We start from the raw sequence: 23,738 nt of genomic DNA, 5'->3' as shown, positions 1-23,738 counted from the left end.
ATGCCCAGCGGCCGCGGAAACGATGCACCGCCGGATGTGACGTCGCCCGGCGGCAGGGGTGGCGAGCTTGGCACGATCCGCGCGTGACCCGGCCGTCGCGCCGCGGGAGCGCACCGGCCCTGCGCTGAGCGGAACGGGCCGGGGACGGGGACGGGGAGGAGAGGCGGTGCCGTTCGAGGTCGGGGGCGTCGTGGTGCGGCGGCTGGACGAGCAGCGGTGGACGGTGGTCGAGCCGCTGGTCTACGCCGGCGACCGCGACCGCTTCGTGGTGCCCGCCGGGTTCGTGACCGACTTCGCCACGGTGCCCCGGGCGGTGGTGTGGCTGGTGCCGCGGTTCGGCCGCTACACCGCCGCGGCGATCCTGCACGACTGGCTCGTCACCGCCGGGATCGTCAGCGGGCTGGTGACGGCGTGGGAGGCCGACGGCCTCTTCCGGCGGGTGCTGCGGGAGAGCGGCGTCCCCGTGGTGCGGCGGTGGTTGATGTGGACCGGCGTGCGGTGGGGCGCCTTCGCCGATCCGGTGCGCGGAGCGGGCTGGTGGCGCAGCGCGCCCGCCGTCCTCGGCATCTCCCTGCTGGCGGCGCCGGTGGTCCTGCCGCCCGCCGTGCTCATCACCGCGGCGCTGGTCGCCTACGGCTTCGTCGAGGCGGTCGTCGGCCTGCTCACCGGGTCGTCGCCGGAGGACGCCGGTTCCTTCCGCACCTGACCATGCGCTGCGACCGGGAGCGGCGATCCGTGTCGGATCCGGGGAGCCGGGTAGGCGACCAGGGAACCGATCGCGCACAACCGATCCCGGAGGTACCCATGGCACTCTCGTACGCGACCCAGCCGGGCGACATCGACCACCTGATCGCCGACGACCACGCCGCCGTCGAGCGGCAGTTCCAGCACCTGGAGGCCGGTCGCGGCAACCGGCGGGTGCTCGTGGACCAGATCTCGGTGCAGCTGGCGCTGCACGCCTTCGCCGAGGAGACCGTGCTCTACCCGCTGTGGACGGAGCTCGGGATGGAGGACGAGCACGACGACGCCGAGCAGGAGCACCAGGAGATCAAGGAGCTGCTCGTCGTCCTGGGCCGCACCGAGCCCGGCGAGCCGGAGTTCGAGCAGGCCCTGACCACGCTCATCCAGGTCGTCCGCCACCACGTGCACGACGAGGAGGACGAGGAGCTGCCGGAGTTCCGGGCGAAGGCCGGGCCTGCGCGCATGGCGGAGCTGGGGGAGAAGTTCCTGGCGGCCAAGCGCCAGGCGCCGACCCGCCCGCACCCGCACGCGCCCGACGAGGGCCTGGCCGAGCGGATCGCCGGGATGCTGGCCAAGCCGCTGGACCACGTGCGCGACATCCTGTCGGGCAAGCAGAAGGAGCAGGCCACCGACCCCTCCGGGCTGCTCGACCCCCAGGCGCAGGCGATCATCGACGCGCACTCCTCGCTGGGTCCGCTGCCCTTCGAGATCCTCACCCCGGACCAGGCGCGCAAACAGCCGGGCCCCAAGCAGGCGGTCCAGAAGGTCATGGCCGAGCGGGGCATCGAGGGTCCCGAGCCGGTCGGCTCGGTCGAGGACCTGATGATCCCCGACGGTGCGGGCGGCCAGCAGCGGCTGCGCGTCTACAAGCCCGCCGGCACCTGGCCCGGTGCGCTGCCGATCATCATGTGGATCCACGGCGGCGGGTGGGTCCTGTTCGACACCGACGACCACTACGACGACTCCTGCCGGGGCCTGTGCAACAAGACCGGCGCGATCATCGTCAGCCCCGACTACCGACGGGCGCCCGAGGCGGTCTTCCCGGCGGCCCACGACGACGTCCTGACCGCCTGGACGTGGGTGCGGGAGAACGCCGCCCAGCTCGGCGGCGACCCGTCCCGGATGGCGATCGGCGGCGAGTCGGTCGGCGGGAACATGGCCCCGGCGACCGCGCTGACGCTGGCAGTCAACGACCAGCCGCTCCCGCTGGCGCAGGTCTGCGTCTACCCGCTGACGACCGGCGAGCAGTTCGGCGAGTCGATGGAGGACGCCGCCGACGCCCGCCCGCTGAACCGGGCGCTGCTGTCCTGGATGGCGATGCACGCCTTCCAGGGCAAGCCGGACGCGGCGACGGACCCGCGCATCGCGCTGCTGGACTGGACGCCGGAGCAGCGGGCGTCGATGCCGCCGACGCTGGTCATCACCGACGAGCGGGACGTGCTGCGCAGCCAGGGCCAGCAGTTCGCGACCGACCTCGAGGCGGCCGGCGTGCCCACGACGCACCGGTACTACGAGGGCGTCATGCACGAGTTCTTCGGGGCCGCCGCCGTCCTGGACAAGGCCGAGCAGGCCCAGCAGGAGGCGGCGCAGCACTTCCGGCGCGCCTTCGGGACGACGGCGTGACGGCGGCGGAGGAGCCTGCGGTCCACGAGACCCTGGGCCGGCTGGAGGTCGTCCACCTCTTCCACGGGGCGATGCCGACCGGCGTGAGCGTCTCGCACGCCGGCCGGGTGTTCGTCTGCTACCCCAAGTGGGGTGACGACGTCGGCTTCACCGTCGGCGAGCTGCGCGACGGCGAGGTCGTGGCGTTCCCGAGCCAGGAGCGCAACGACAACCGCTCCGACGCCGACCCCGAGCGGCTGGTGTCGGTGCAGAGCGTCGTCGTCGACCCTGCGGACCGGCTGTGGCTGCTGGACACCGGTAGCCCGATGTTCCGGCCCACCGAGCACGGCGGGCCCAAGCTGGTCTGCGTCGACCTGAGCACCGACGAGGTGGTGCAGACCATCCTGTTCCCGGCCGACGTCGCCCTGCAGACGACCTACCTGAACGACGTCCGGTTCGACCTGCGGCGCGGCGAGGCGGGGACGGCGTACATCACCGACTCCTCCGACCAAGGGCCCAACGGCATCATCGTGGTGGACCTGGCGTCGGGGGAGAGCTGGCGCCGGCTGCACGAGCACCCGTCGACCAAGGCCGTGCCCGCGCCGGAGCTGCGAATGGTCGTGGAGGGGCAGGACTTCGTCGAACGGGCGGAGGACGGCGGCACCTCCCCGATCCTGATGGGAGCGGACGGCATCGCCATCGCCGCCGACGGGAGCCGGCTGTACTACTGCTGCCTGGCCTCCCGCCGGTGGTGGAGCGTGTCGGTCGACGCGCTCACCGACCGGTCGGCCGACGACGACGCGGTCGCCGCCACGGTCACGGACGAGGGCGACAAGGGCTCCGTCGGCGACGGCATGGAGACCGACGACCAGGGCCGGTTGTACGTGACCGACGGAGAGCACGACGCCATCCACCGGCGGCTGCCCGACGGGACGTGGGAGACCGTGGTGGCCGATCCGCGGCTGCTGTGGCCCGACACCATGTCGGTCGCCGCGGACGGGCACCTCTACGTCACGGCCAACCAGCTGTACCGGCAGGACAAGTACCGCGGCGGGGAGGACCAGCGCCGCAAGCCCTACGTGCTGTTCCGCACCCCGATCGACGCCGGGCCGGTCCGGCTGCGCTGAACGACGCACGCACGACGCAGCCCCCGCCGGGAGATCCCGGCGGGGGCTGCGTCGCGTGGTCCCGTGCCCTGGAAGGCCGGGATCCTGGTCAGGCGCCGGGCTTGAGCAGCACCTTGGTCCAGCCGCTGTCGCGGTCATCGAAGTGCTGGTAGCCCTCGACGGCCTGGTCCAGACCGAGCTCGTGCGAGGTGATCAGCCCGGGGTTCGCCCGGCCGCTGACGATGAGGTCGCGCAGCTGCCGGTTGTACCGCTTCACCGGTGCCTGCCCGCTGCCCATCGACTGCCCCTTGGTGAAGAAGGTCCCGAACTGCCATGGGATCCGGCCCTCCTTGGCCAGGTCGCTGGCCGCGCCCGGGTCCTCCGGCATGTAGACACCGACGACCCCGATCCCGCCGGTCGAGCGGACGACCTGCGCCAGGTTGTCCAGCACCAGCTCCGGGTGCTCCTCGCCGGAGGGGTCGTGCGCCTGGTAGCCGACGGCCTCGACGCCGCGGTCCACGCCGCGGCCGCCGGTGGCGTCCAGCAGCTGCTGGACCGGGTCGGCGGCGCTGAAGTCGACCGGGGTGGCGCCGAACTTCCCCGCCAACGCGAGCCGGTCGGGCTCCTTGTCGACCACGAAGACCTGCGACGCGCCGCGGATCATGGCGCTGTGCGCGGCCATCAGGCCGACGGGTCCGCCGCCGAAGACCGCGACCCGGTCGCCGACCTGGAAGCCGGAGAGCTCCACCCCGTGCCAGCCGGTCGGGAAGATGTCCGACAGCATGGTGAAGTCGTTCTCGTGCTCGGTGCCCTCGGGCAGGTGCAGCAGGTTGACGTCGGCCCACGGCACCCGGAGGTACTCGGCCTGCCCGCCGTCGTAGGGCCCCATGTTGGCGTAGCCGTAGGCCGCGCCGTCCATGCCCTCGGTCGGGTTGGCGCGCAGGCAGAACGACGTCCACCCGGCCGTGCAGTTGCGGCAGGTGCCGCAGGCGATGTTGAACGGGACCGACACCCGGTCGCCGACCTTGATCCGGTCGACACCGTCGCCGACCGCCTCGACGACGCCCATGTTCTCGTGGCCGAGGACCTTGCCCTCCTCCACGGAGGTGCGGCCCTCGTACATGTGCAGGTCGGACCCGCAGATGTTGGTGGTGGTGATCCGGATGATCGCGTCGGTCGGCGACTGGATCGACGGATCGGGAACCTCTTCGACGGAGACGTTCTTCGGTCCGCGGTAGACGACGGCTCTCATGTGCGCTCCTGTCTTTCGGGCGGCCGGCCGCGACGGCGGGTGCCGTACGTGGCGAGCCGGGGAGGGGCCGGCCAGAGGCGGTGCGCGACCCGGCGGGGTGCGGTGCCGCGGCGGCCCCGAGACCGTTCTCCCCTACCCGACGACCGGGGGTGCACACCCGGATGGCACGCAACGGATACTCCCGGTCGGACGGCCGGCGTAGGGCCCGCTCACACCCCGGAGGCGGACGCCGGCCCCCGGATGCGGTCGACGACCAGCTCCGGCTCCGTGTACGGCTCCCCGGGCACGGCCTTCCCGGGGAAGTCGAAGACGGCCAGCATGGACTGCATCGGGTAGTCGGGGGTGACGCCGACGGTCCGGACCGGCTCGCCGTCCACGAGGAACACCGCCTGCTCGGCCCGCCAGTCGACGGCGTAGGTGTGGAACTTGGTGACGTCGAGCGCCAGCCGGGGGGCGGCGAAGTCCTCGACCATGCGCGGGTCGCGGAACGGGTGCGTGCCCATGCCGACGGCGGCGCTGACGCCGGGCTCCACGGCGTCGCCGAAGACCTCCATGACGCAGAGCTCCGCGCAGCGCTCCGGCCGGTCCTCCAGGCCGACCAGCCACCAGGCGACCATGGACCGAGGGGTGAGCCTCGCCCGCGCCCGCATCTCCAGGTGGCCGTACCGCGGCATCCAGCCCCGGAGCGGCGCCTGCTCCTCCTTCACGACGGCGCCGGGGCGCACCGGTTGCTGGCCGATGGTGCTGCCCACCGGGCCGGAGAAGACGCCGGACTGGATGCCGGAGACCCGTAGCGGCGGGTGGTCGTCGGGGCACCAGAGCGGGTGGTGCTCGGGCAGGTGCAGCCGCAGGCAGGAGCCGGCGATGTCGTAGGCCGCCGCGGACTCCGCCCGGGAGCTCCAGTGGGGCAGGTAGTGCGGCAGCCAGACGCCGGGATCGAGGACCGGATCGTCGAAGCCCTCGTCGAAGGGGAGGTCGGCGGTCATGGCGATCCAGGGGAGGTCAGGCGGCGGCCAGGAACCGGTCGAGCGCCTCGGCGATCTGGGTGTGCCCGACCGCGGTCGGGTGCACGCCGTCGGCCGACATGCCGAAGTCCGGCAGCGCGGACAGGTCGGCGAACGCGTACCCCCGGTCGGTGGCGACGTCGGCCATGGCCTGCAGGTAGGCGTCCCAGGCGGCGGTGGAGACGTCGGTGCGCCGCGGGTACCCGACGATCAGCACCGACGGGTCGGGGCCGACGTCGGGGCTGCGGAGGTGCGCGACGGTCGTGGTGAGGTAGTCGCGGAACTGGGCGGCGGTGAACCCGGCGACGACGTCGTTGTAGCCGAGTGCCACCACGACCAGGTGCGGCGCCGCGGAGGCGACGGCCTGGCCGTGCTGAGGCGCGGTCGGCCGGTTGGCGTAGTCCTCGGCCTGCCAGCCGGAGTGCCCCGCCTCCCACAGGCGGACGCCGGCGGCCTCGTCGCCGTCGTAGACGCTGATGCCCTCGACCAGCACGGTCCGGCCGCTGGTGTTGGTGAGCGTGACCGTGTGCGTGCCGCGGGGCAGCGGCGGGGAGGTCCAGCTGCCGCCGTCGCCCGGGGTGTAGCTGCCGCCGGCGGTCGGGACGGGGGTGCCCGCCGCGCCGTCGACGGAGACGGTGATCGTCCCCGTGTTGAGGCTGCTGGCGTAGTGCAGCTCGAACGACGTGCCGCTGAACGTCGCGGTCATCGAGTTCCCCGCGCCGGAAGGCATGTGGTTGGCGCGCATCCCGAGGCCGTACTGGGACCCCAGCGTGGGCGTCCCACCGAAGGTGAAGCGGTCGGCCATGCCCCCGGCGGCGTAGTAGGCCGGCACGTAGCCCTCGCCGCCGGCGATCCCGGGCGGCTGGTAGCGGTCGCGCAGCAGGTCGAGCAGCGTGTCCACCCACCGGTTGCCCTTGCCCACGTCACGGCCCTCGGTGACCGAGTCACCGACGACCACGACGTCGAGCGGGCCGCGGCCGGCAGCGCTGTCGGCGCGGGCCGCGAGGAAGGCGGCGAGGGCTGCCGACCCGCCGCCGGCCGGGGGCGGGGTGGTCGTGGTCGGCGGTGTCGTCGTCGTGCTGGGAGCCGTCGTGGTGGTGGGGACCGGCGTCGTGGTGGTCGGGGTGGCCGTGGTGGTCGTGCTCGTCGCCGAGGAGGTGGGCGTGGGCGACGGGGCGGGGGTGAACGACGCGGCGATCTCCCGGGCGGCCTGCAGCATCAGGGAGCGGTAGCCGGTCCCGGAGTGGATCTGCGACGCCTCCTTCAGCGCGGACAGCGACGGGGAGACGCCCCGCTGCAGGAGGCGCACCGGGTCGAAGTCGCAGGCGATGTCCCGGGCGAGGCAGAGGTCGAACACCGGCGGCGTCGCCGCGACGTCCCGGCCGGTGGGCTGGAGGGCGGTGCGGATCCCCTGCGCGGTGGAGGCCGCCGTCCCGCGACGCGTGGCTGCCGTCTGGGCCACCCGGTCCCCGTCGGCGACGAGGACGCTCCCGGTGACGCGCGACAGCAGGCTCGTCCGGCCCTCGTCCGCGAGACGGGAAAGCACCTGGTGCACGACCATCGCGCCCTGCGAGTAGCCGGCCAGGACGAAGCCGGCGCCCGGGCACCGGGCGTGCAGCGCGACCATCTGGTCGACGGCCGACCCGACGCCCGGGTCGACGCTGCGCGTGTACGCCCCGAGGCGTTCGGTCTCGTAGCGGTCCATCGCCGCCGCTCGCCGGGCAGGATCCGCGAGCGCGGTCAGCTCGGTCCGCGTCGGGGTCAGCACGCTGACCGGGGTGGGGGAGTGCGCGACGGCCACGTCCTCGATCACGAGCCCGCTCCCGTGCCGCGCCCGGAGCTCGCGCTCGAGCCCGTCGGCGAAGTAGTCGGCGTTCGTGCCCATCCCGCGGTTGGTCGTGGTGATCGGCTCCGTCGAGCCACGCGCACCCACGATCGCCACGTCCGGGCAGTCGCCGGGCTCGGCCCCGGCGGCGATCGTGACGGCGGCGGACGAGGTCAGCAGCGCGACGACGCCGCCGATCGCCAGCGCACTGCGACGTGCAGGACCCACGACGACTCCCCGTGACGGAGACGGGCACCGCACGGCGGGCGGTCGGCCGCCGGGTGCGCATCTGCCTGAGGGGCCGGACGCTACGCCGCGCCAATGACATCGGCTACGGTCCCGGGCCCGGTCGCCCACCACGACCCGCACGCACCGCGGACCCGACGATCGTCCGGTCGGCCACATGGACATCGTGCGGGAGAGCCGCTGGCTCGCACGGGCCCATCGTCGGTGTACTCAACTGTCGACCCGCCCAACGGCTCTCTGGGCCGCTCGTGGTGTCGATGCGGCCCATCCCGCCTCGCTGGTCGTGCAGGTTGTGCAGGTCACCGCCCGGTTGCCCGTGGTGCATGGGGCGCCGGTGCACGTCGGGGCTGGCCTCGCTGGGCATTTCCGACCCCATCACCCAGGCGCCGGGGCACATGGTCGTCACCGACTCCTGACGAGGTCCACCGGCAACCGTGACGTGCGAACACGCCACGGTTGCCGGCGTACTGGTCGCTAGGGTGCGGGCTCTTCCTCGACGCCTCCCTCAGGTGCAGCCGCGCCGGCTGCCCTCACCAGCTCGATCGTCTGGTCTACGACGGCTTGGCGGTCGGCTTCGAACTCAGGGCTGGTCAGTGCGGCGAGGTCCTCGGGGTACTCGAGAGCCGAGATGTGCAGGTGTCCTCCTGGGACATCCCACGCCCCGATGCCGATGCGCAGTCGGTTGGAGCGGTACATGCTCTCGTTGGACAGGTAGCTCCCGCCCGGCCCGGAGGCTGCCGTGGAGCCCTCTGACGGGTCGTCCTGGCACTGCACCGCGGACGGGGATGGATAGGTCCCCGCAGGCCATTCGCAGATCCCGTCGTTGAGCACGACCGGCCAGGGGCCGGTGCCGGCGTCGATCATCGCCTCGTAGGGCAGCGTCGTCTCGATCCACTCCGGTGAGTCGAAAGGCTGTGGCCAATGCGAGGGACGTGAGATCGGCCCGAAGAGCATGTTGCGGTTGTTGTCGGGGAACCCACCGCGGAAATTGGCGGCCCACTGCTCGATGTCCATCCTTCCGCGGCCGGTCTGGCTGATCGTCATGATGAGGTCAGCACGGTTCTCTCCGGTGGCGAGAACCTGACCGAATGCGTCCTCGACGATGCCCTGGTCGAAGTCGGTCCAGTTCACCGGGAATACGACGGCCTCTACGACCACGGGGCCGGTGTCGGTCTCGAGTGTCCGGCCATCGAGTTGCAGGGCAGTGGCCCCCGAGGGGTTGGAGTTCCGCAGGCTGCTGTCGAGGCTGTAGGTGTCGAATCCGCTGATCATCACCCGCTTGGCGCCCTCGGAATCCTCCGGCCACTCGATGGAGGTGATGCCACGGGATGCGTAATCCAGGATGTGCACCAAGGCATTGCGCTGGATGCCACTCACGTCGACCGGCGCCTCCCACTGGCGCAGCGCACGCGTCATGTGCAGACGGGCCCAGTAGAGGGGTCGGTCGTCGTACCGGTCGATCGTCCCGATCTCCTCCTCGCCCTGGGCGCGAGCCACGGCAAGCTCCCACAGCGCCTCGCCGTGACGCCGTACGACCTCCTCGGCCTCGGCGAGATCCTGCGCCGCGCAGAGATCGGAGGTGAACTGCCTGACCGCGTCCTCGAAGCCTGCGGCCTCGAGGAACTGCTCCGCTGCGGACTCCCCGCCCTCGACCAGCGGCTGGCCGATGCGCTGCTCCTCGACGGTGAGGACCGCGTCGCTGGTGAGGCAGGTCGTGGGATATGGCTGATTCTCCGTCTCCTGCTGAGGCGTAGCGTTCGCCGACGACGCCGACCACGACGCGACCGACGACAATGCGACGGCCGAGCTGACGCCAACAACCGCGGCGCGCCGGCCGAGCGACCTGCTTGTTGCCATGTGGACCTCCCGTAAGACGAACGTGGGCGGCGACTGTGAGGGCGGACGCCAGAGCAACACTGTCCTACCGGATTGGTTCCGCGGGAACCCCTGCACAGCGTTTATTCCGCGGTCTTCGAATTCACGGTGACGAGCGGACATGTTTTCGAGCACGGCGAATTCTCCCGACGTAAGGCCGGGAGTGGGCCGACAATGCTCGACAGAGAAGTGTCCGCTGTCGGGCGCGCCTTCTTTCAGTCCGCTGTCAGCCTCCCCGGTTCGCCGAGCTATCTGTGGAACATGCGAGTCGAACGGGTGGCCCGTTTTTCGAATCCACACAGTGCGGGCGTGGAGACATGAGGACCGAGCTAGCCGCGAAATCGCAAGGCTTGGCCTGGGCGCAGCTGCGCGCACCGGTCGACGTCCTCGTCCACGACGTAGGCGACGACGGGGTAGCCGCCGGTGACCGGGTGGTCGGCGAGGAAGAGCACGGGTTTGCCGGACGGGGGGATCTGCAGGGCGCCGCGGACCATGCCTTCACTCGGGAGCTCGCCGGTGCGGGAACGCTCGAGCGGCTCACCCTCGAGCCGCACTCCGACCCGGTTGCTGTCGCTGGTGACCTGGTAGGTCTGGCCCGCGAGGATGGCCCACGCCTCGTCGGGAAACCAGTCCCGTCGAGGTCCCGGCACGATGCGCACCGTCACGTCATCACCGGCGGGATCGGCTACCGGCGCCAGGTCCACCCCGGGCATCTGGCCGTCGAGGGCGCCGACCGGGAGGACGTCGCCGTTGGCCACCACGGCCGGCCCGAGCCCGGCCAGGATGTCGGTCGAACGCGAGCCGAGCACCGGATCGACCGCGATCCCGCCGCGCACCGCGAGATAGGTCCGCAGCCCGGTCGCCGGCGGACCGAGTCTGATCTCCGCACCGGCCCGCAGCTCGACGGGGCCATTGTGGGCGATGGAGCCCGGGCACCGGGCGCCAGTGGTGACCACCACCAGGTCTGCGTCGGCGCGCAGGCCCAGTCCACCGAACGTCACCTCGAGCACCGCGGCGTCCGGGGCGTTTCCCACCAGACGGTTCGACAGCGCGTACGACACCCGGTCACACGCACCCGAGCGTCCGATGCCCAGCGCCGCCTGTCCGGGACGCCCGGCGTCCTGCACGGTCGTCAGCGGCCCGGCAGCCAGCACCGTCAGGGTGCGGGTCATGCCCGGCCCTCGTCGATGAAGCGGACTCGGTTCCCGGGGACCAGCAGCGCTGCGGGGTCGCGGGCGAGGTCGAACACGGCGACTTCTGTGCGCCCGAGAAGCTGCCACCCGCCGGGTGACTCGCGGGGGTAGACCCCGGTGAACTCCCCCGCCAGGGCGACCGACCCCGGTGGCACCTTGGTGCGGGGCGAGGAACGGCGCGGAAGGTCCCACGGCCAGTCGGGCGAGGTCAGGTAGCCGAAACCGGGGGCGAAGCCGCAGAACGCCACGCTCCACTCGATCTCGCTGTGCCGGCGCACCAGCCCCGCCGCGTCGACACCGACCAGCCGCGCTGCTTCTTCGAGGTCCTCGCCGTCGTAGGTCACCGGGATCTCCACGAGCTCGCCCACCGCGCGACGGTCGCCACGAGGCGTCGTGCGACGGACCGCCTCGGCGACGGTGTCCAGCGACGTGACCGATGGGTCGGCCATGACGAGCACCGTCCGCGCAGCCGGGACGAGATCCACGACCCCGGGGGGCGGATCCTCGACCAGCGCGGCGTAGAGGGCGAGCACCTCGTCGAGGTCGTCCAGTTCGACGAGCACCGAGGTGGTCCCGCTGGGCAGCACCCGCATCAGGGTGCGAACGGCGCGACGGTGACCCCTGCCGCGGTGAGCGCCTCCTTCACCGCGCGGGCGATGTCGACGGCCCCTGCGGTGTCGCCGTGGACGCAGATGGAGTCGGGGCTCAGGGTCAGTGCATCGCCATCGATGTCGGTGACGGGTTTCCCGGTGGCCATGGCGAGGCAGCGGTCGGCGATCTCGTCGGCGTCGTGCAGCACCGCCCCCGGCAGGCGCCGGGAGACCAGCGTCGCACCCGGTGTGTACGCGCGGTCGGCGAAGGCCTCGCGTACGACCGTCAGCCCGGCTTCCTCGGCCTGCCGCAGCCAGACCGACCCGGGCAGTCCCATCACCGGCAGCGTGCGGTCGTAGTCGAGGATCGCCCGCACGACCGCGCCCGCCTGCTCCTCGTGGTGCACGATCGCGTTGTACAGCGCGCCATGGGGCTTCACGTAGCGCACTCGCGACCCCGCGACCCGCGCGAACGCCTCGAGCGCACCGATCTGATAGATCACGTCCTGGGTCAGCGCATCGGGCTCGATGTCGATGAAGCGCCGCCCGAACCCCGGCAGGTCGCGGTAGCCGACCTGAGCGCCGATCACCACCCCGGAGGCCACCGCCTGCTCGCAGACCCGCCGCATGATCGAGGCATCACTCGCGTGGAAGCCGCAGGCGACGTTGGCGCTGGTGACGATGCCCAGCAACGCGTCGTCGTCACCGAGCGACCAGTGCCCGAAGCCCTCGCCGAGATCGGAGTTCAGATCGATGCTCACAAGGGTCCCTCTCAGGAGAACAGGTCGATGACGGGGCGGATGGAGTTCACGGCCAGGTAGACCGTGAGCAGCCACGCGACCCAGCCCACGACGAGCAGCCACCTCGGGTAGGCGTAGCCACGCAGCAGGTCGGTGCGACGCGTCGCGACCCACAGCAGCACACCGATGCCGAAGGGCAGCAGCAGGCCGTTGAACGCGCCGGCGAAGATCAGCAACGTCGTCGGCGCGGCACCGACCACGACGAAGACGAAGGTGGTGAACACGATGAAGGCGCACACCAGGGCCGTACGCGTGCGCTCGCTCGTGCCCTTCTGGGTCGTGACGAACGAGACGGTCGTGTAGGAGGCGCCGATGACGCTGGTGATCGCGGCGGCCCACAGCACGATGCCGAACACCCGCAGGCCCAACTCGCCTGCAGCCTGGTTGAACGCCGACGCCGCCTGGTTCGTCGGGTCGAGCTCGGCCCCGCCGGCGACGACGCCGAGGATGGCCAGGAACAGGATGATGCGCATGACGCCGGTGATGAGGATGCCGGTGACCGAGCCACGGGTGATGTCTCTGACGCGGTCCGGGCCCGAGACACCGGAGTCGAGGAGGCGGTGCGCTCCGGCATACACGATGTAGCCCCCGATGGTGCCGCCGATCAGCGTGGTGATGGCCAGGAAGCTGATGTCCTCGGGCAGGACGACGTTCTTCAGTGCCTCGCCGACCGGCGGGCCGGAGCTCACGGCGATGTAGGTCGTCAGAAGGATCATCACCACGCCGAGGACGACGACGATGCGGTCGATCGCCACACCCGCACGCTTGCTGATGAAGATGCCGATGGCGATGGCGGCCGAGATGGCCCCCCCGATGCGTGGGTCGAGGCCCATCATCGCGTCGGTGCCCAGACCCGCACCGCTCACGTTCCCGATGTTGAAGACCAGTCCGCCGATCAGCAGCAGCGCGGCCATCGCCCACCCGAGGCCGGGAGCCACCAGGTTGCCCAACTCCTGCGCGCGTCGTCCCGAGACGCCGATGACCCGCCACACATTCAGCTGCAGCGCGATGTCCACCACGATCGAGACGGCGATCGCGAACGCGAACGCCACCCCGAGTTGCACGGTGAACGCCGTGGTCTGGGTGATGAACCCCGGACCGATCGCCGAGGTGGCCATGAGGAACATGGCGCCGAGCAGGGTCGACCTCGTGCTCGAGGAGAACTTCGAGGTCGGCTGTGGCTCTCGAGGGGCGGCGGGTGCGGGGCCCTCGGTCGGATTGTGTGACATGTGCGCTCCAGAGTGTGGAACCGGTCAGGCCCGGGGGATGCTGTCGGCCACGCTGCCCGCTTTGGCTCGATGAACGTAGGCTCGCCACGAAATGTCGGCAAATGGACCTGTCCAAGATTCCTCAGGAACCGAGGTCTCCAGCTCGCTGGCGGGAAATCGTGCCTTCGCCCCAGGGCGCCGGACGGGCTATCCGGGGAGTGATCCGTCGGTCGCGCTGCCAGGCTCGGAGGTGGCCGTAGTCGTAGCCCTTGTCGGCGTGCAGCCCGGCCGGTCGGCGCCGCGGCGGTCCGCGTCGGGAGCGGATCGGCGGTATGGCCTGCGCCAGCGGGATCAGCGCGAGGCAGTGGTGGGTGTTGGCCGCACTGAGCACCACGGCCAGCGGCAGGCCGCCGGCGTCGGTGCGCACGTGCAGCTTGGAGCCGGGTTTGCCGCGATCGACCGGGCCGGGCCGGTCATGAAAACCCCTTGTGGCTCGCATGCCGCCCGCATCCACCACCGCGTGAGACCAGTCGATCCCTCCTGCTCCTCGAGCCGGTCGAGCGCCGCCCGATGCAGCCGGCGCCACAGCCCCGGCCTGGGTCCAGGTCACGACGCGGCGGTGCGCGGTCGCGGTGGATGCGCCGAACTCCGCCGGCAGATGCCGCCAGGCGCACCCGGTGGTCAGTACCTGGACGACGCGGTTGACACCGCCCGGTCCTCCACGTAGCGGGTGCCACCGCCCTGCGGCCGCTCCGGCTGCGGCGGAATCAGCGAGACGATCTTCCACAGCTGATCAGGGACCAGTTGTCGTTCCCCCGCATCTGGACACCGCTACGCAGGTCACCGCCCGTCCACATGAGTCAAGCTCTTACTACAGAACGGCGCGCATGTCACAAATATGGGTAGTCCGGGCCCCGCTTCGCGCCCGCTGCCATTTCTGGGGATGGCGTGTTGGTCATTGTCGGGTGGCGTTGATGAATGCACGGCGGGATGAAGGTCTACGCCGGTGATCCATCCGCGGCCCGGCACCGTGTGGAGGTCGGCCGGGGCCGGGCCGATGACTTCTACCTCACCGAGGGAATCGGCATCGCGCGCCGCTACACCGCTGGCGGCGGGCGGGTTCAGGTGCTGGCACCGCTCGCCGGGGATGACCACGAGGCGTGGGCGGCCGGCCTGGACCCCACGGAGCCGCAGCAGAGCGCGCGCCTGGCTGACCGGGCCGACGACCGACCGCGGCTGTGGACCGCCTTCGACCGGTACGCCCGCCACCACGCCGAACGCGCCCACCCGGAGCACACCCAGTCGTGCGCGACCGCAGCCACCGCGCCGGTGAGCCACCGGCACGCCGGAGTCGCGGTCGCCGACGCCGCCGTCAACATGAGGACCGGCTCGCCCGCTTCGGGCGCCCCTCGGCTGGACCCCCGACCCGGCGGAGCGACTGGCCGACCCCGACCGGGACATCACGACCACCCACGCAGAACTGGTCGCCGTCCGCGCTCGCATCGCGCGACTGACGGCCGAGCCGGCTCTCCGCCCTCAGCCCGCCGAACGGCTCGCCGTCGAACGCGACACCTGGGGCGCAGAGCGCGACGACAACCGGCGTCAGCGCCACACATCCACCTCGCGGCCGAGTGACCTCCCACTCCGTCCCGCCAGGAACGTCGCGCGAAGACGACGCTCGACACCTGTGGCCACCTCTGGCCGGACAGCGATGAGTCCGCACGAGCCGCCATCGGTGCTGGCGGCTCGTGCGGACCCGGTGCGGACTGTCAGCGCCTAGCTACGGCATGACCGCAGGTTGGCGCCTCGCGCGACTCAGATGTCGTAGTACATCGCGAACTCGTGCGGGTGCGGGCGCAGGCGGATCGGGTCGATCTCGTTGGCCCGCTTGTAGTCGATCCACGTCTCGATCAGGTCGGGCGTGAAGACGCCGCCGTCGATCAGGTACTCGTGGTCGGTCTCGAGGTTGTCCAGCGCGGCGTCCAGCGACGCGGGCACCTTCTCGATGCCCAGAGCCTCCTCGGGCGGCAGCTCGTAGAGGTCCTTGTCGACCGGGGCCGGCGGCTCGATCTTGTTCTTCACGCCGTCGAGGCCGGCCATCAGCATCGCCGAGAAGGCGAGGTAGGGGTTGGCCGACGGGTCGGGCACGCGGAACTCGATGCGCTTGGCCTTCGGGCTGTCGCCGGAGATCGGGATGCGCAGGCAGGCCGAGCGGTTGCGGGCCGAGTAGACCAGGTTGATCGGCGCCTCGTAGCCGGGCACCAGGCGGTGGTAGCTGTTGACCGTCGGGTTGGTGAAGGCCAGCAGCGACGGGGCGTGGGCCAGCAGGCCGCCGATGTAGTGGCGGGCCATGTCGGACAGGCCCGCGTAGCCGGTCTCGGCGTGGAAGAGCGGCTGCCCGTCCTTCCAGAGGCTCTGGTGGCAGTGCATGCCCGATCCGTTGTCACCGAACAGCGGCTTGGGCATGAAGGTGGCGGTCTTGCCGGCGGCCCAGGCGGTGTTCTTGATGACGTACTTGAAGAGCATCAGGCTGTCGGCCGAGCGCAGCAGCGTGTCGAACTTGTAGTTGATCTCGGCCTGACCGCCGGTGCCCACCTCGTGGTGCCCGCGCTCGAGCTCGAGGCCGGCGCCGATCAGGTTCTTCATCATGTCCGAGCGCAGGTCGCTCTGCTGGTCGTAGGGCTCGACCGGGAAGTAGCCGCCCTTGGGGCGCGCCTTGTAGCCGCGGTTGGGGCTGCCGTCGAGCTCGGTGCGAGCACCCGAACGCCAGGAGCCCTCCTCCGAGTCGATGTGGTAGTAGCCCTCGTTGATCGAGGTGTCGTACCGCACCGAGTCGAAGACGTAGAACTCGGCCTCGGGGCCGAAGTACGCGGTGTCGGCGATGCCGCTGGAGGCCAGATAGGCCTCGGCCTTCTTCGCGACGTTGCGCGGGTCGCGGCTGTAGGCCTCACGCGTGATCGGGTCGTGGATGAAGAAGTTCACGTTCAGCGTCTTGTGCTTGCGGAACGGGTCCACGAACGCGCTGTTGGCGTCGGGCAGCAGCAGCATGTCCGACTCGTTGATCGCCTGGAACCCGCGGATCGAGGAGCCGTCGAAGCCGAGGCCCTCGCTGAAGGTGTCCTCGCCGAACGTCGACGCAGGGATGGTGAAGTGCTGCATGACGCCGGGCAGGTCGCAGAAGCGGACGTCGACGAATTCGACGTCGTTGTCGCGGATGTAGGCGGCGACCTCGTCGGGACTGTTGAACATCGATCCTCCGGGTGTGGGCGGACGGCTGAACGGCACGCTACGAGCGGGGAGTTGCCCCGCCGTGTCCCGAGTGTTTCGGCGCGGTAACAACGCCTGCGGCGTGTCGCCGGCCACGACTGCGCTGGATCCTCGGGGGCCGGTGCAGCGGAGTCCTACGCTGGCGGTCATGGTCAGGAATGCCGAACAACCCTCTCAGGCCCCGGACCGTGGCGCCTCCCTGGGGTTGCCCGCCTCGGGGCCCGGCTCGCTGGCCCCGTTCAGCAGGCGGGCCGGCGGCTTCGTCGTCGACGCCCTGGGCACGGCCCTGATCGGCTGGGCGTTCACCGCACCCGACGGCCCGGGCAACTGGAGCCTGGTGATCTTCGGCGTCCTCACCGTCGTCACGCTGGTGCTGTTCGGCCAGACGCCCGGGCACCGGGTGTTCGGCATGCGGCTCGCCCACCCTGCGCCTGGCGCCCGGCTGGCACTCTGGCGCGCCGTCGTCCGGACCGCCCTGCTGATGCTGCTGGTGCCCGCCCTGCTGGTCGACGCCGACGGCCGCGGCCTGCACGACCGGCTCACCGGCACCGCCGTCGTCCTCGACTGACGCCCCGTCCCGCGGCACGGGGGAGCGCGCCGGAGACGCCGAGAGCCCCGCACCGGTAGGTGCGGGGCTCTCGGTGGAGCGGGATCAGCGACGGCGGACCTGGCGCTGGCTGATCGACATCTGCCGGCCACCGGGCAGCGGGCCCCCGGGCACCGGCATGCGCGGGCCGCCCAGTGCGCTCATCCGCCGGCCGAGAGCGTTGACCTCGGCGGCGCTGAGGTTGCGCGGCAGCTTCATCACGTGGGAGCTCAGCTTCTTGAGCGGCACCTGGCCCTCGGCGTCACCCACCAGGACGTCGTAGATCGGGGTGTCGCCGACCACGCGGGCGATCTTCCTCTTCTCCTGCGCGATCAGCCCGCGGACGCGGACCGGGGCACCCTCGCCGACGAGGATGATCCCCGGCCGGCCCAGCACCCGGTGCACCGCGTCCATCTGCGGGGTGCCGGCGACGCCGGAGGACACCCGCCAGTCGCCACGCATGCCCTCGAGCACCCACGCGGCCGCACCGGGCTGGCCCTCGACCTGCCGGTAGGCCGAGCCCTGGGCGCGACGGCCGAAGACGATCAGCGCCGCGAGGCCACCGGTGAGCAGGGCCAGCGGGAGGAAGATGAACGGCGCGCTCAGCAGGATGCCGATCAGCTCGACGACGGCGGCGACCGCCACGAACCAGATCAGCATGACCCAGGGGAGCTTCGGGTCGTTCTTCCGCGTCAGGGTGTAGGCCTGCTTGATCATGCCGGCCTGGCCGCGGACCTTCTTCAGCCGGCCGACCTTGGGCTGGCCGTTCTTGTCCAGCTTCGGCGCCTTGCCCGGCTTGCCGGCCTTGCCGGAGGCGGTGGCGCCGGATGCGGTGGCACCCGAGCTCCGGCCGCGCCCACCGTCCTTCGGGGCGCGCCCGGCGTTGCCGCCCGGGGCGGTGGGGTCTGAGGACTTGCTGCGTGCCATGGCCCCAGGATAGGGCCGTCGGTCGCGCCCGCCCCGGACCCGCCGCTGCCGAGCCGCCGGGTCAGCCCTGGTGGGCCAGCCCGCGGGCCTCGATCGCCTGCTGGTACAGCCGCCCGGCGCGGTAGGAGCTGCGCACGAGGGGCCCGGCCAGGACGCCCAGGAAGCCGATCTCCTCGGCGTCCTTCTGGAACTGCACGAACTCGTCGGGCTTGACCCAGCGGACGACGGGGTGGTGCCGCGGCGAGGGGCGCAGGTACTGGGTGATGGTGAGGAGGTCGCACCCGGCGTCGTGCAGCGCCTGCATCGTCTCCACGACCTCGTGCGGCTCCTCGCCCATCCCCAGGATCAGGTTGGACTTCGTGACCAGACCGGCCTCGCGAGCGGCGGTGATCACCGAGAGGGACCGGTCGAAGCGGAACCCGGGGCGGATGCGCTTGAAGATCCGCGGCACCGTCTCGACGTTGTGCGCCAGGACCTCGGGCCGGGAGGAGAACACCTCGGCCAGCTGCGCGGGATCGGCGTTGAAGTCCGGGATCAGCAACTCGACGCCGCACCCGGGGAGCTGGGCGTGGATCTGCCGCACCGTCTCGGCGTAGAGCCAGGCGCCGCCGTCGGGGAGGTCGTCGCGGGCGACACCGGTGATGGTGGCGTAGCGGAGACCCATGGTGGCGACGCTCTCGGCGACCCGCCGCGGCTCGTCGGCGTCGAAGTCGGCGGGCTTGCCGGTGTCGATCTGGCAGAAGTCGCAGCGCCGGGTGCACTGGTCGCCGCCGATGAGGAAGGTGGCCTCCCGGTCCTCCCAGCACTCGTAGATGTTGGGGCAGCCGGCCTCTTCGCAGACGGTGTGCAGGCCCTCGCGGCGGACCAGCGACTTGAGCTCGGTGTACTCCGGGCCGGTCTTCAACCGGGTCTTGATCCACTCCGGCTTGCGCTCGATCGGCACCTGGCTGTTGCGCACCTCGAGGCGCAGCATCTTCCGGCCGGCGGGCTCGATCCGGGAGTCCTGGACGGGGGACTGCTCAGGGTTCCTCGGGGGCGCCTCGCTCATGATCCCCACGGTACTCGCGAAGACACCGCAGCCCCCGTCGCGCGGGGCGACGGGGGCTGCGGCGGTGGAACGGTGCGGGTGGTCAGACCTGCCGGTCGTCCGGACCGGCCGTGGGGCCTTCGAAGGACCCGCCACCGGAAGAGGACGGCTCCGGGCTGTTCTTGATGTCTTCGCTCGCGCTGTCGGCGCCGTCGCCGTCGACGAACTGGGCGTCGCGGACGCCCATGTCCGACTCCGGAGGAGCGGAGTCGCCGGTGGTGTCGGCGGTGGACACGGTCTTGCCGGAGGTGCTGTCGGAGCTGGGCACGGGGTCCTCTCGGTAGCTGGGCACCGGGCCGTCCCCGGCCGGTGCGGGCGTCCACGCGTCGTTCTTCTTGCGACGCAGCAGGACGAACGCGGCAGTACCCGCAGCCAGCAGAACGAACACCCACGGCCAGCGGCGCGGCTCCGGCTGCAAGCCCGTCCGCCGCTTCACGGTCTTGGCGGTGGCGACGGCGGCCTTCTCGAACTCGCGGTGCTTCTTGCCGGCCTTCTTGCGGGCCTTCTTGGCGGTCTTCCGGGCCTTGCGGGTGGATTCCGCAGCCGCGGCGGCCAGCTCGGCGCGGCGGGCGTCGAGCTCGCTGCGGGCGCTGTCCACCCCGGCGACCAGGGTGTCGCGGGCGCTCTCCAGCGCCGGCGACACCGCCTCGCGCGCCGCCACGACCCGCGGGGTCGCGTACGCCAGGGCCGCGGCCTGCGCCGCGGTCAGCCGCGGACCGACGTCCTCCCGGGCCTTCAGGGCCGCCTTCTGCGCGGCCTCGACCCGGGGGGTCAGGTCGGCAGCGGCCCGGTTGGCGGCGGCCTGCGCCGACAGCACCGCAGCGGCGACCCGGGGCCCCGCTGCCTGGCGGGCCGCGTCGACCCGGGGCACGAAGGCCTCGCGGGCCGCGTCGACCCGCGGACCGAGGGCGTCGCGGGCGGCGTCCACCCGCGGACCGAGGGTGTCCCGGGCGGATGCGACCGCGGGGGCGGCCACCGCCACGGCGGCGGCCATCTTCGGGGCGACGGCCCGCTGGGCCGCCTCCAGGGCAGGGCCCGCGGCGTCGCGGGCGGCCTCCACGCGTGGACCGAGCTGTTCGGCGGCGGCGCGACCTGCCTCGGTCACCGCCGTCCCCAGGTGGGCCAGGCCCTCCTGCACTTCGGCGCTGATGATTTCGCCGCGCGTCTTCTTGCGGAACACGAGCTGCACCTCCGAGTTGATCGTCTGGCGATCATCCTGCCCGGTCCGGCCGATACGCACACCCCGAGACCTCAGCCGGGTGGGCGATCGGGCGTGGTCCTCGTTACGGTCCGGCCGTGCAGCTGCGCATCTTCACCGAACCCCAGATGGGCGCGGCCTACGACGACCTGCTGGCCGTCGCGCGCCGCACCGAGGAGACCGGCTTCGACGCCTTCTTCCGGTCCGACCACTACCTGACCATGGGCGGCGACGGCCTGCCCGGTCCCACCGACGCGTGGATCACCCTCGCCGGGCTCGCCCGGGAGACCAGCCGGATCCGCCTCGGCACGCTCATGACCGCCGGCACGTTCCGGCTCCCCGGCCCGCTGGCCATCTCGGTGGCGCAGGTCGACCAGATGAGCGGTGGCCGGGTCGAGCTGGGCATCGGCTCCGGCTGGTTCGAGGCCGAGCACACCGCCTACGGCATCCCCTTCCCGCCGCTGGGGGAGCGCTTCGACCGGTACGAGGAGCAGCTGGCCGTGCTCACCGGGCTGTGGCGCACCCCGGTGGGCGGGACGTTCGACTTCGACGGGCGGTACTACCAGCTGTCCGGCTCGCCGGCGCTGCCCAAGCCGGTGCAGGACGGCGGCGTGCCGATCCTCGTCGGCGGCCGGGGGAAGAAGCGGACGCCGCGGCTGGCGGCGCGGTACGCCGGCGAGTTCAACGTGCCGTTCATGCCGGCCGCGGACAACGCCCGGCTCTTCGCCGGCGTCCGGGAGGCGTGCGACGAGGCGGGCCGGGACCCGGCGTCGCTGGTGTACAGCTCGGCGCTGGTGCTCTGCGTCGGCCGCGACGAGGCCGAGCTCGCCCGCCGCGCCGCCGCGATCGGCCGGGACGTCGACGACCTCCGGGAGCACGGCGTCGCCGGCACGCCCGCCGAGGCGGTCGACACCCTCGGCCGCTACGCCGAGGCCGGCGCCTCGCGGGTCTACCTCCAGGTGCTCGACCTCGCCGACCTCGACCACCTGGACCTGGTCGCCGCCGAGGTGGCTCCTCAGCTCGGCTGAGCGGGCCGCGAACCGGCCGGAGCAGGCGTCGGGCGGTCGCCCCCGCGCTCGAGCCAGGCGCGGAATGCCTCGGGGGTCATCGCCGGGCCGGGCGCCCCGAGCACCTGGCAACCCAGTCGCCCCAACACCGCGTCGGTCTGCCGGTCCACGGAGTCGGCCACCACCGTGCCACCCAGCGCGCCGGCCAGCGCCACGGTGTGCCCGACGACGAGGGAGGCGCGCGGGTCGGCGACGACGTCGCGGACGAGCGCCGGGTCCAGGTGGATCCGGTCGGCCGGCAGGTCCCGCAGTCGGGTGAGGGCGAGGACGCCGGGGCCGTGGCCGTCGACCGCGGTGCGCACGCCGCTGCGGCGCAGCGCACCCAGCAGCGCAGAGACGTCGCCGGTGTCCGGGATGTCGGTGCGCAACCGGACCACGAGGGCCTCGGGAGGCAGCCCCGTCCGGAGCAGCTCGGCGGCGATCCGGGCCGGCAACCGGGCGGGTTCCTCGTCCAGCGGCAGGAGGGTGAGCTGCACCGGCACGGGGTGGTCGGCCCACCAGCGGGCCACCGCGGCGAGCGCATCGGGGAGGAGGGCCGTCCCGGCCGGGTTGCCGTCGCCCGCACCGGGGACGGCGTCGGCGACGACCACGCGCCCGTCGGCGTCCAGGACCGGCCGGACCTCCAGCCTGCCGGTCTCCGAGCCGTCGCCGCCGGCAGGTGCCGGTGCGGCGTCCGGACCGCCGGGAGAGAAGCGCTGGACGCCGCCACCGGAGGCCTTGGCGGCGTACATCGCCACGTCCGCGCAGTGGAGCAGACCGCTGACGTCGGTCGCGTGCTCGGGCGCCAGCGCGATACCGATGCTCACCCCGACCTGCACCGGTACTCCGGCCACCTCGACGGGCCGGTGGATCAGCGTGGCGATCCGTTCCGCGCACTCCTCGGCGTCCGCCGGGTCCCCGGTGGGCAGGACGACGGCGAACTCGTCGCCCCCGAGCCGGGCCAGCAGGTCGGTCGGGCGCACCTCCGGGAGCAGCCGGGCCCCCAGTTGGCGCAGGAGCTCGTCACCGGCCTCGTGCCCCAGGCCGTCGTTGACCGCCTTGAACCCGTTCAGGTCCAGCAGCAGCAGCCCGGTGGGGCGGCCGGCGGTCAGCCGCCGATCCAGCCGCTGGAGGAGGGCGCGGCGGTTGGGCAGCCCGGTGAGGTCGTCGGTCGAGGCCTGCCGCCGGGCCTCGTGCAGCCCGCGGCTCTCCGCGAAGGACACGGCCGTCCGGAGCAGGAACGCGGCCAGGCAGGCCAGCGCGAGGACCTCCTCCACCGCGGCGGCCCCGTCGCCCCAGCGGGCACCGAGGACCACGAGGGAGGAGACCGCGCAGGCGACCGGGATGACGAGCGACCGCCAGCGCACCGGGGAGCCCGTGTCCGCCGCGGGCTGCTGCCGCCGGCGCGGGCGCGCCGCTGCCGCCACGACGGCGGCCAGGCAGGCGTTCGCCATCCAGAAGAGGTCCAGCGGACCGCCAGGGACGTACCCGCCGCCGGCCTGTGCCTTGGCGAGCATCAGGTCGCCGGCGAACTTCGACGTGAGGATGACGCACACGCTGGTCAGGACCGGGTCCGCGCGGAAGCCCACGATGGCGAGCACGGCACCCACGAGGGTCAGCAGCAGCACGTCGGCCACCGGGTAGGCCAGGTTCGCGGCGGTGGCCAGGGCCGACAGGTCCGCGGAGGGCACGGCCGGGACGATCACCACTGCCACCGCGACCGCGGTCACCCCCAGGGCGCCGATCACCCCGTCGAGCCAGGTGCCGGCGTGCGGCCAGGCCAGCCGGGCCCGCACGAACAGCAGCGGGACCGCGAAGAGCGCGGGGTAGGAGCCGAGCCAGAAGACGTCGGCGACGGACGGGAAGGGCGGTTCGCCACCACTGACCAGGAGCAGCCGGTAGGCCAGGTCCCCGGCGATGTTGAACGAGAACCCGGCCGCCGCGGCCCACCACGCGAACCGTTCCCCGGGGACACGCCGGGCCGCCTGCAGGCAGACGACGACGGCGAACACCGGCACGAGGACGGAGAGGACGCCGGAGTACACGAGGGTCTCGGTCGGGGTGTGCGGCAGGCGCCAGGCGCCGGTGGCGAAGGCTGCCGTGCAGAGGAGGGCGGCGAGGACCAGGGGCTGCGACAGGGCCGTGGACCAGGCGTTCCTCCGGGCGTCAGGTCTCACGCCACGCA

At 72.4% G+C, this 23,738-nt stretch carries 19 protein-coding genes and 1 pseudogene; 6 read left to right on the top strand and 14 right to left on the bottom strand.

From position 1 onward, the window contains the following. The first annotated feature begins 166 nt into the window (after positions 1-166). The 3 genes from O2W17_RS01355 (at position 167) to O2W17_RS01345 (ending at position 3,470) form a co-directional block, all read left to right on the top strand. Positions 167-706, top strand: a complete 540-nt coding sequence (locus O2W17_RS01355; RefSeq protein WP_269190595.1) for a DUF1353 domain-containing protein — start codon at positions 167-169, stop codon at positions 704-706. Positions 707-804: 98 nt separating this feature from the next. Continuing rightward, positions 805-2,364: an alpha/beta hydrolase fold domain-containing protein gene (locus O2W17_RS01350; protein WP_269190594.1), complete on the top strand. Its 1,560-nt coding sequence runs from the start codon at positions 805-807 to the stop codon at positions 2,362-2,364. After that, the gene (locus tag O2W17_RS01345) at positions 2,361-3,470 is read left to right on the top strand and encodes an L-dopachrome tautomerase-related protein (protein WP_269190593.1); all 1,110 of its coding nucleotides are present in this window, start codon (positions 2,361-2,363) and stop codon (positions 3,468-3,470) included. Before O2W17_RS01350 ends, O2W17_RS01345 begins: the two co-directional genes overlap by 4 nt. An 88-nt stretch (positions 3,471-3,558) precedes the next feature. Here the strand turns inward: O2W17_RS01345 and O2W17_RS01340 are convergent, their stop codons facing one another. The 9 genes from O2W17_RS01340 to O2W17_RS01300 all read right to left on the bottom strand — a co-directional run bounded on the left by O2W17_RS01340 (position 3,559) and on the right by O2W17_RS01300 (position 14,229). Then, on the bottom strand, positions 3,559-4,701 hold the full coding sequence (locus O2W17_RS01340; protein WP_269190592.1) for a glutathione-independent formaldehyde dehydrogenase: 1,143 nt from the start codon (positions 4,699-4,701) through the stop codon (positions 3,559-3,561). Positions 4,702-4,910: 209 nt separating this feature from the next. Next, positions 4,911-5,687 carry a glycoside hydrolase family 16 protein gene (locus O2W17_RS01335; protein ID WP_269190591.1) on the bottom strand — a complete coding sequence of 259 codons (777 nt, stop codon included), beginning with the start codon at positions 5,685-5,687 and terminating at the stop codon, positions 4,911-4,913. A gap of 16 nt (positions 5,688-5,703) precedes the next feature. Further along, positions 5,704-7,758 (bottom strand): GDSL-type esterase/lipase family protein, encoded by a 2,055-nt coding sequence (locus tag O2W17_RS01330; protein ID WP_269190590.1) that lies wholly within the window; start codon positions 7,756-7,758, stop codon positions 5,704-5,706. Positions 7,759-8,250: 492 nt separating this feature from the next. Continuing rightward, positions 8,251-9,633 carry a hypothetical protein gene (locus O2W17_RS01325; protein WP_269190589.1) on the bottom strand — a complete coding sequence of 461 codons (1,383 nt, stop codon included), beginning with the start codon at positions 9,631-9,633 and terminating at the stop codon, positions 8,251-8,253. A 347-nt stretch (positions 9,634-9,980) separates the two neighbouring features. Next, entirely contained in the window at positions 9,981-10,823 is an 843-nt protein-coding gene (locus O2W17_RS01320) for a biotin-dependent carboxyltransferase family protein (protein WP_269190588.1), read from the bottom strand. Continuing rightward, the gene (locus tag O2W17_RS01315; protein WP_269190587.1) at positions 10,820-11,437 is read right to left on the bottom strand and encodes a 5-oxoprolinase subunit B family protein; all 618 of its coding nucleotides are present in this window, start codon (positions 11,435-11,437) and stop codon (positions 10,820-10,822) included. The genes O2W17_RS01320 and O2W17_RS01315 overlap by 4 nt, the downstream gene beginning before the upstream one ends. After that, positions 11,437-12,195, bottom strand: coding sequence for a LamB/YcsF family protein (locus O2W17_RS01310; RefSeq protein ID WP_269190586.1), 759 nt, complete (start codon positions 12,193-12,195; stop codon positions 11,437-11,439). Before O2W17_RS01310 ends, O2W17_RS01315 begins: the two co-directional genes overlap by 1 nt. Before the next feature lie 11 nt (positions 12,196-12,206). Beyond that, the gene (locus tag O2W17_RS01305) at positions 12,207-13,463 is read right to left on the bottom strand and encodes an NRAMP family divalent metal transporter (protein WP_269190585.1); all 1,257 of its coding nucleotides are present in this window, start codon (positions 13,461-13,463) and stop codon (positions 12,207-12,209) included. A 121-nt stretch (positions 13,464-13,584) separates the two neighbouring features. Next, on the bottom strand, positions 13,585-14,229 hold the full coding sequence (locus O2W17_RS01300; protein WP_269190584.1) for a transposase: 645 nt from the start codon (positions 14,227-14,229) through the stop codon (positions 13,585-13,587). A 203-nt stretch (positions 14,230-14,432) separates the two neighbouring features. Between O2W17_RS01300 and O2W17_RS22240 the strand changes: the two are divergent. Next, a pseudogene (locus O2W17_RS22240) lies at positions 14,433-15,222 on the top strand (hypothetical protein). 35 nt (positions 15,223-15,257) lie between these two features. Here O2W17_RS22240 and glnA read toward each other — a convergent pair. Next, positions 15,258-16,691, bottom strand: coding sequence for a type I glutamate--ammonia ligase (gene glnA / locus O2W17_RS01290; RefSeq protein ID WP_269190583.1), 1,434 nt, complete (start codon positions 16,689-16,691; stop codon positions 15,258-15,260). Between the two features lie 166 nt (positions 16,692-16,857). Here glnA and O2W17_RS01285 point away from each other — a divergent pair, with 166 nt between their 5' ends. After that, positions 16,858-17,277, top strand: a complete 420-nt coding sequence (locus O2W17_RS01285; RefSeq protein WP_269190582.1) for an RDD family protein — start codon at positions 16,858-16,860, stop codon at positions 17,275-17,277. Between the two features lie 84 nt (positions 17,278-17,361). On the opposite strand, the gene O2W17_RS01280 is transcribed toward O2W17_RS01285, so the two are convergent. From O2W17_RS01280 to O2W17_RS01270, 3 genes are all read right to left on the bottom strand, one after another. Beyond that, a complete protein-coding gene (locus O2W17_RS01280) occupies positions 17,362-18,222 on the bottom strand; it encodes a DUF4191 domain-containing protein (RefSeq protein ID WP_269190581.1) in 861 nt (286 codons plus the stop codon). 61 nt (positions 18,223-18,283) lie between these two features. After that, positions 18,284-19,270, bottom strand: a complete 987-nt coding sequence (gene lipA / locus O2W17_RS01275; RefSeq protein ID WP_269190580.1) for a lipoyl synthase — start codon at positions 19,268-19,270, stop codon at positions 18,284-18,286. An 82-nt stretch (positions 19,271-19,352) separates the two neighbouring features. Beyond that, complete coding sequence (locus O2W17_RS01270) at positions 19,353-20,498, bottom strand: hypothetical protein (protein WP_269190579.1); 1,146 nt, start codon at positions 20,496-20,498, stop codon at positions 19,353-19,355. A 107-nt stretch (positions 20,499-20,605) separates the two neighbouring features. Here O2W17_RS01270 and O2W17_RS01265 point away from each other — a divergent pair, with 107 nt between their 5' ends. Next, the gene (locus O2W17_RS01265; protein ID WP_269190578.1) at positions 20,606-21,535 is read left to right on the top strand and encodes an LLM class F420-dependent oxidoreductase; all 930 of its coding nucleotides are present in this window, start codon (positions 20,606-20,608) and stop codon (positions 21,533-21,535) included. Here the strand turns inward: O2W17_RS01265 and O2W17_RS01260 are convergent. Next, positions 21,523-23,730 (bottom strand): diguanylate cyclase domain-containing protein, encoded by a 2,208-nt coding sequence (locus O2W17_RS01260; protein WP_269190577.1) that lies wholly within the window; start codon positions 23,728-23,730, stop codon positions 21,523-21,525. The genes O2W17_RS01265 and O2W17_RS01260 overlap by 13 nt on opposite strands. Positions 23,731-23,738 lie beyond the last annotated feature (8 nt).

The organism is Blastococcus sp. VKM Ac-2987, assembly GCF_026967805.1.
In the GTDB taxonomy this organism is placed as follows: domain Bacteria; phylum Actinomycetota; class Actinomycetes; order Mycobacteriales; family Geodermatophilaceae; genus Blastococcus.
This window is presented reverse-complemented; position numbering and strand designations above follow the sequence as displayed.

Bases quoted from the DNA above. Each gene is read 5' to 3' on its own strand.
- O2W17_RS01350 (WP_269190594.1), top strand. From the start codon at position 805: ATGGCACTCTCGTACGCGACCCAGCCGGGCGACATCGACCACCTGATC.
- O2W17_RS01340 (WP_269190592.1), bottom strand. From the start codon at position 4,701: ATGAGAGCCGTCGTCTACCGCGGACCGAAGAACGTCTCCGTCGAAGAG.
- O2W17_RS01335 (WP_269190591.1), bottom strand. From the start codon at position 5,687: ATGACCGCCGACCTCCCCTTCGACGAGGGCTTCGACGATCCGGTCCTC.
- O2W17_RS01325 (WP_269190589.1), bottom strand. From the start codon at position 9,633: ATGGCAACAAGCAGGTCGCTCGGCCGGCGCGCCGCGGTTGTTGGCGTC.
- O2W17_RS01320 (WP_269190588.1), bottom strand. From the start codon at position 10,823: ATGACCCGCACCCTGACGGTGCTGGCTGCCGGGCCGCTGACGACCGTG.
- O2W17_RS01315 (WP_269190587.1), bottom strand. From the start codon at position 11,437: ATGCGGGTGCTGCCCAGCGGGACCACCTCGGTGCTCGTCGAACTGGAC.
- O2W17_RS01305 (WP_269190585.1), bottom strand. From the start codon at position 13,463: ATGTCACACAATCCGACCGAGGGCCCCGCACCCGCCGCCCCTCGAGAG.
- glnA (WP_269190583.1), bottom strand. From the start codon at position 16,691: ATGTTCAACAGTCCCGACGAGGTCGCCGCCTACATCCGCGACAACGAC.
- O2W17_RS01285 (WP_269190582.1), top strand. From the start codon at position 16,858: ATGGTCAGGAATGCCGAACAACCCTCTCAGGCCCCGGACCGTGGCGCC.
- O2W17_RS01280 (WP_269190581.1), bottom strand. From the start codon at position 18,222: ATGGCACGCAGCAAGTCCTCAGACCCCACCGCCCCGGGCGGCAACGCC.
- lipA (WP_269190580.1), bottom strand. From the start codon at position 19,270: ATGAGCGAGGCGCCCCCGAGGAACCCTGAGCAGTCCCCCGTCCAGGAC.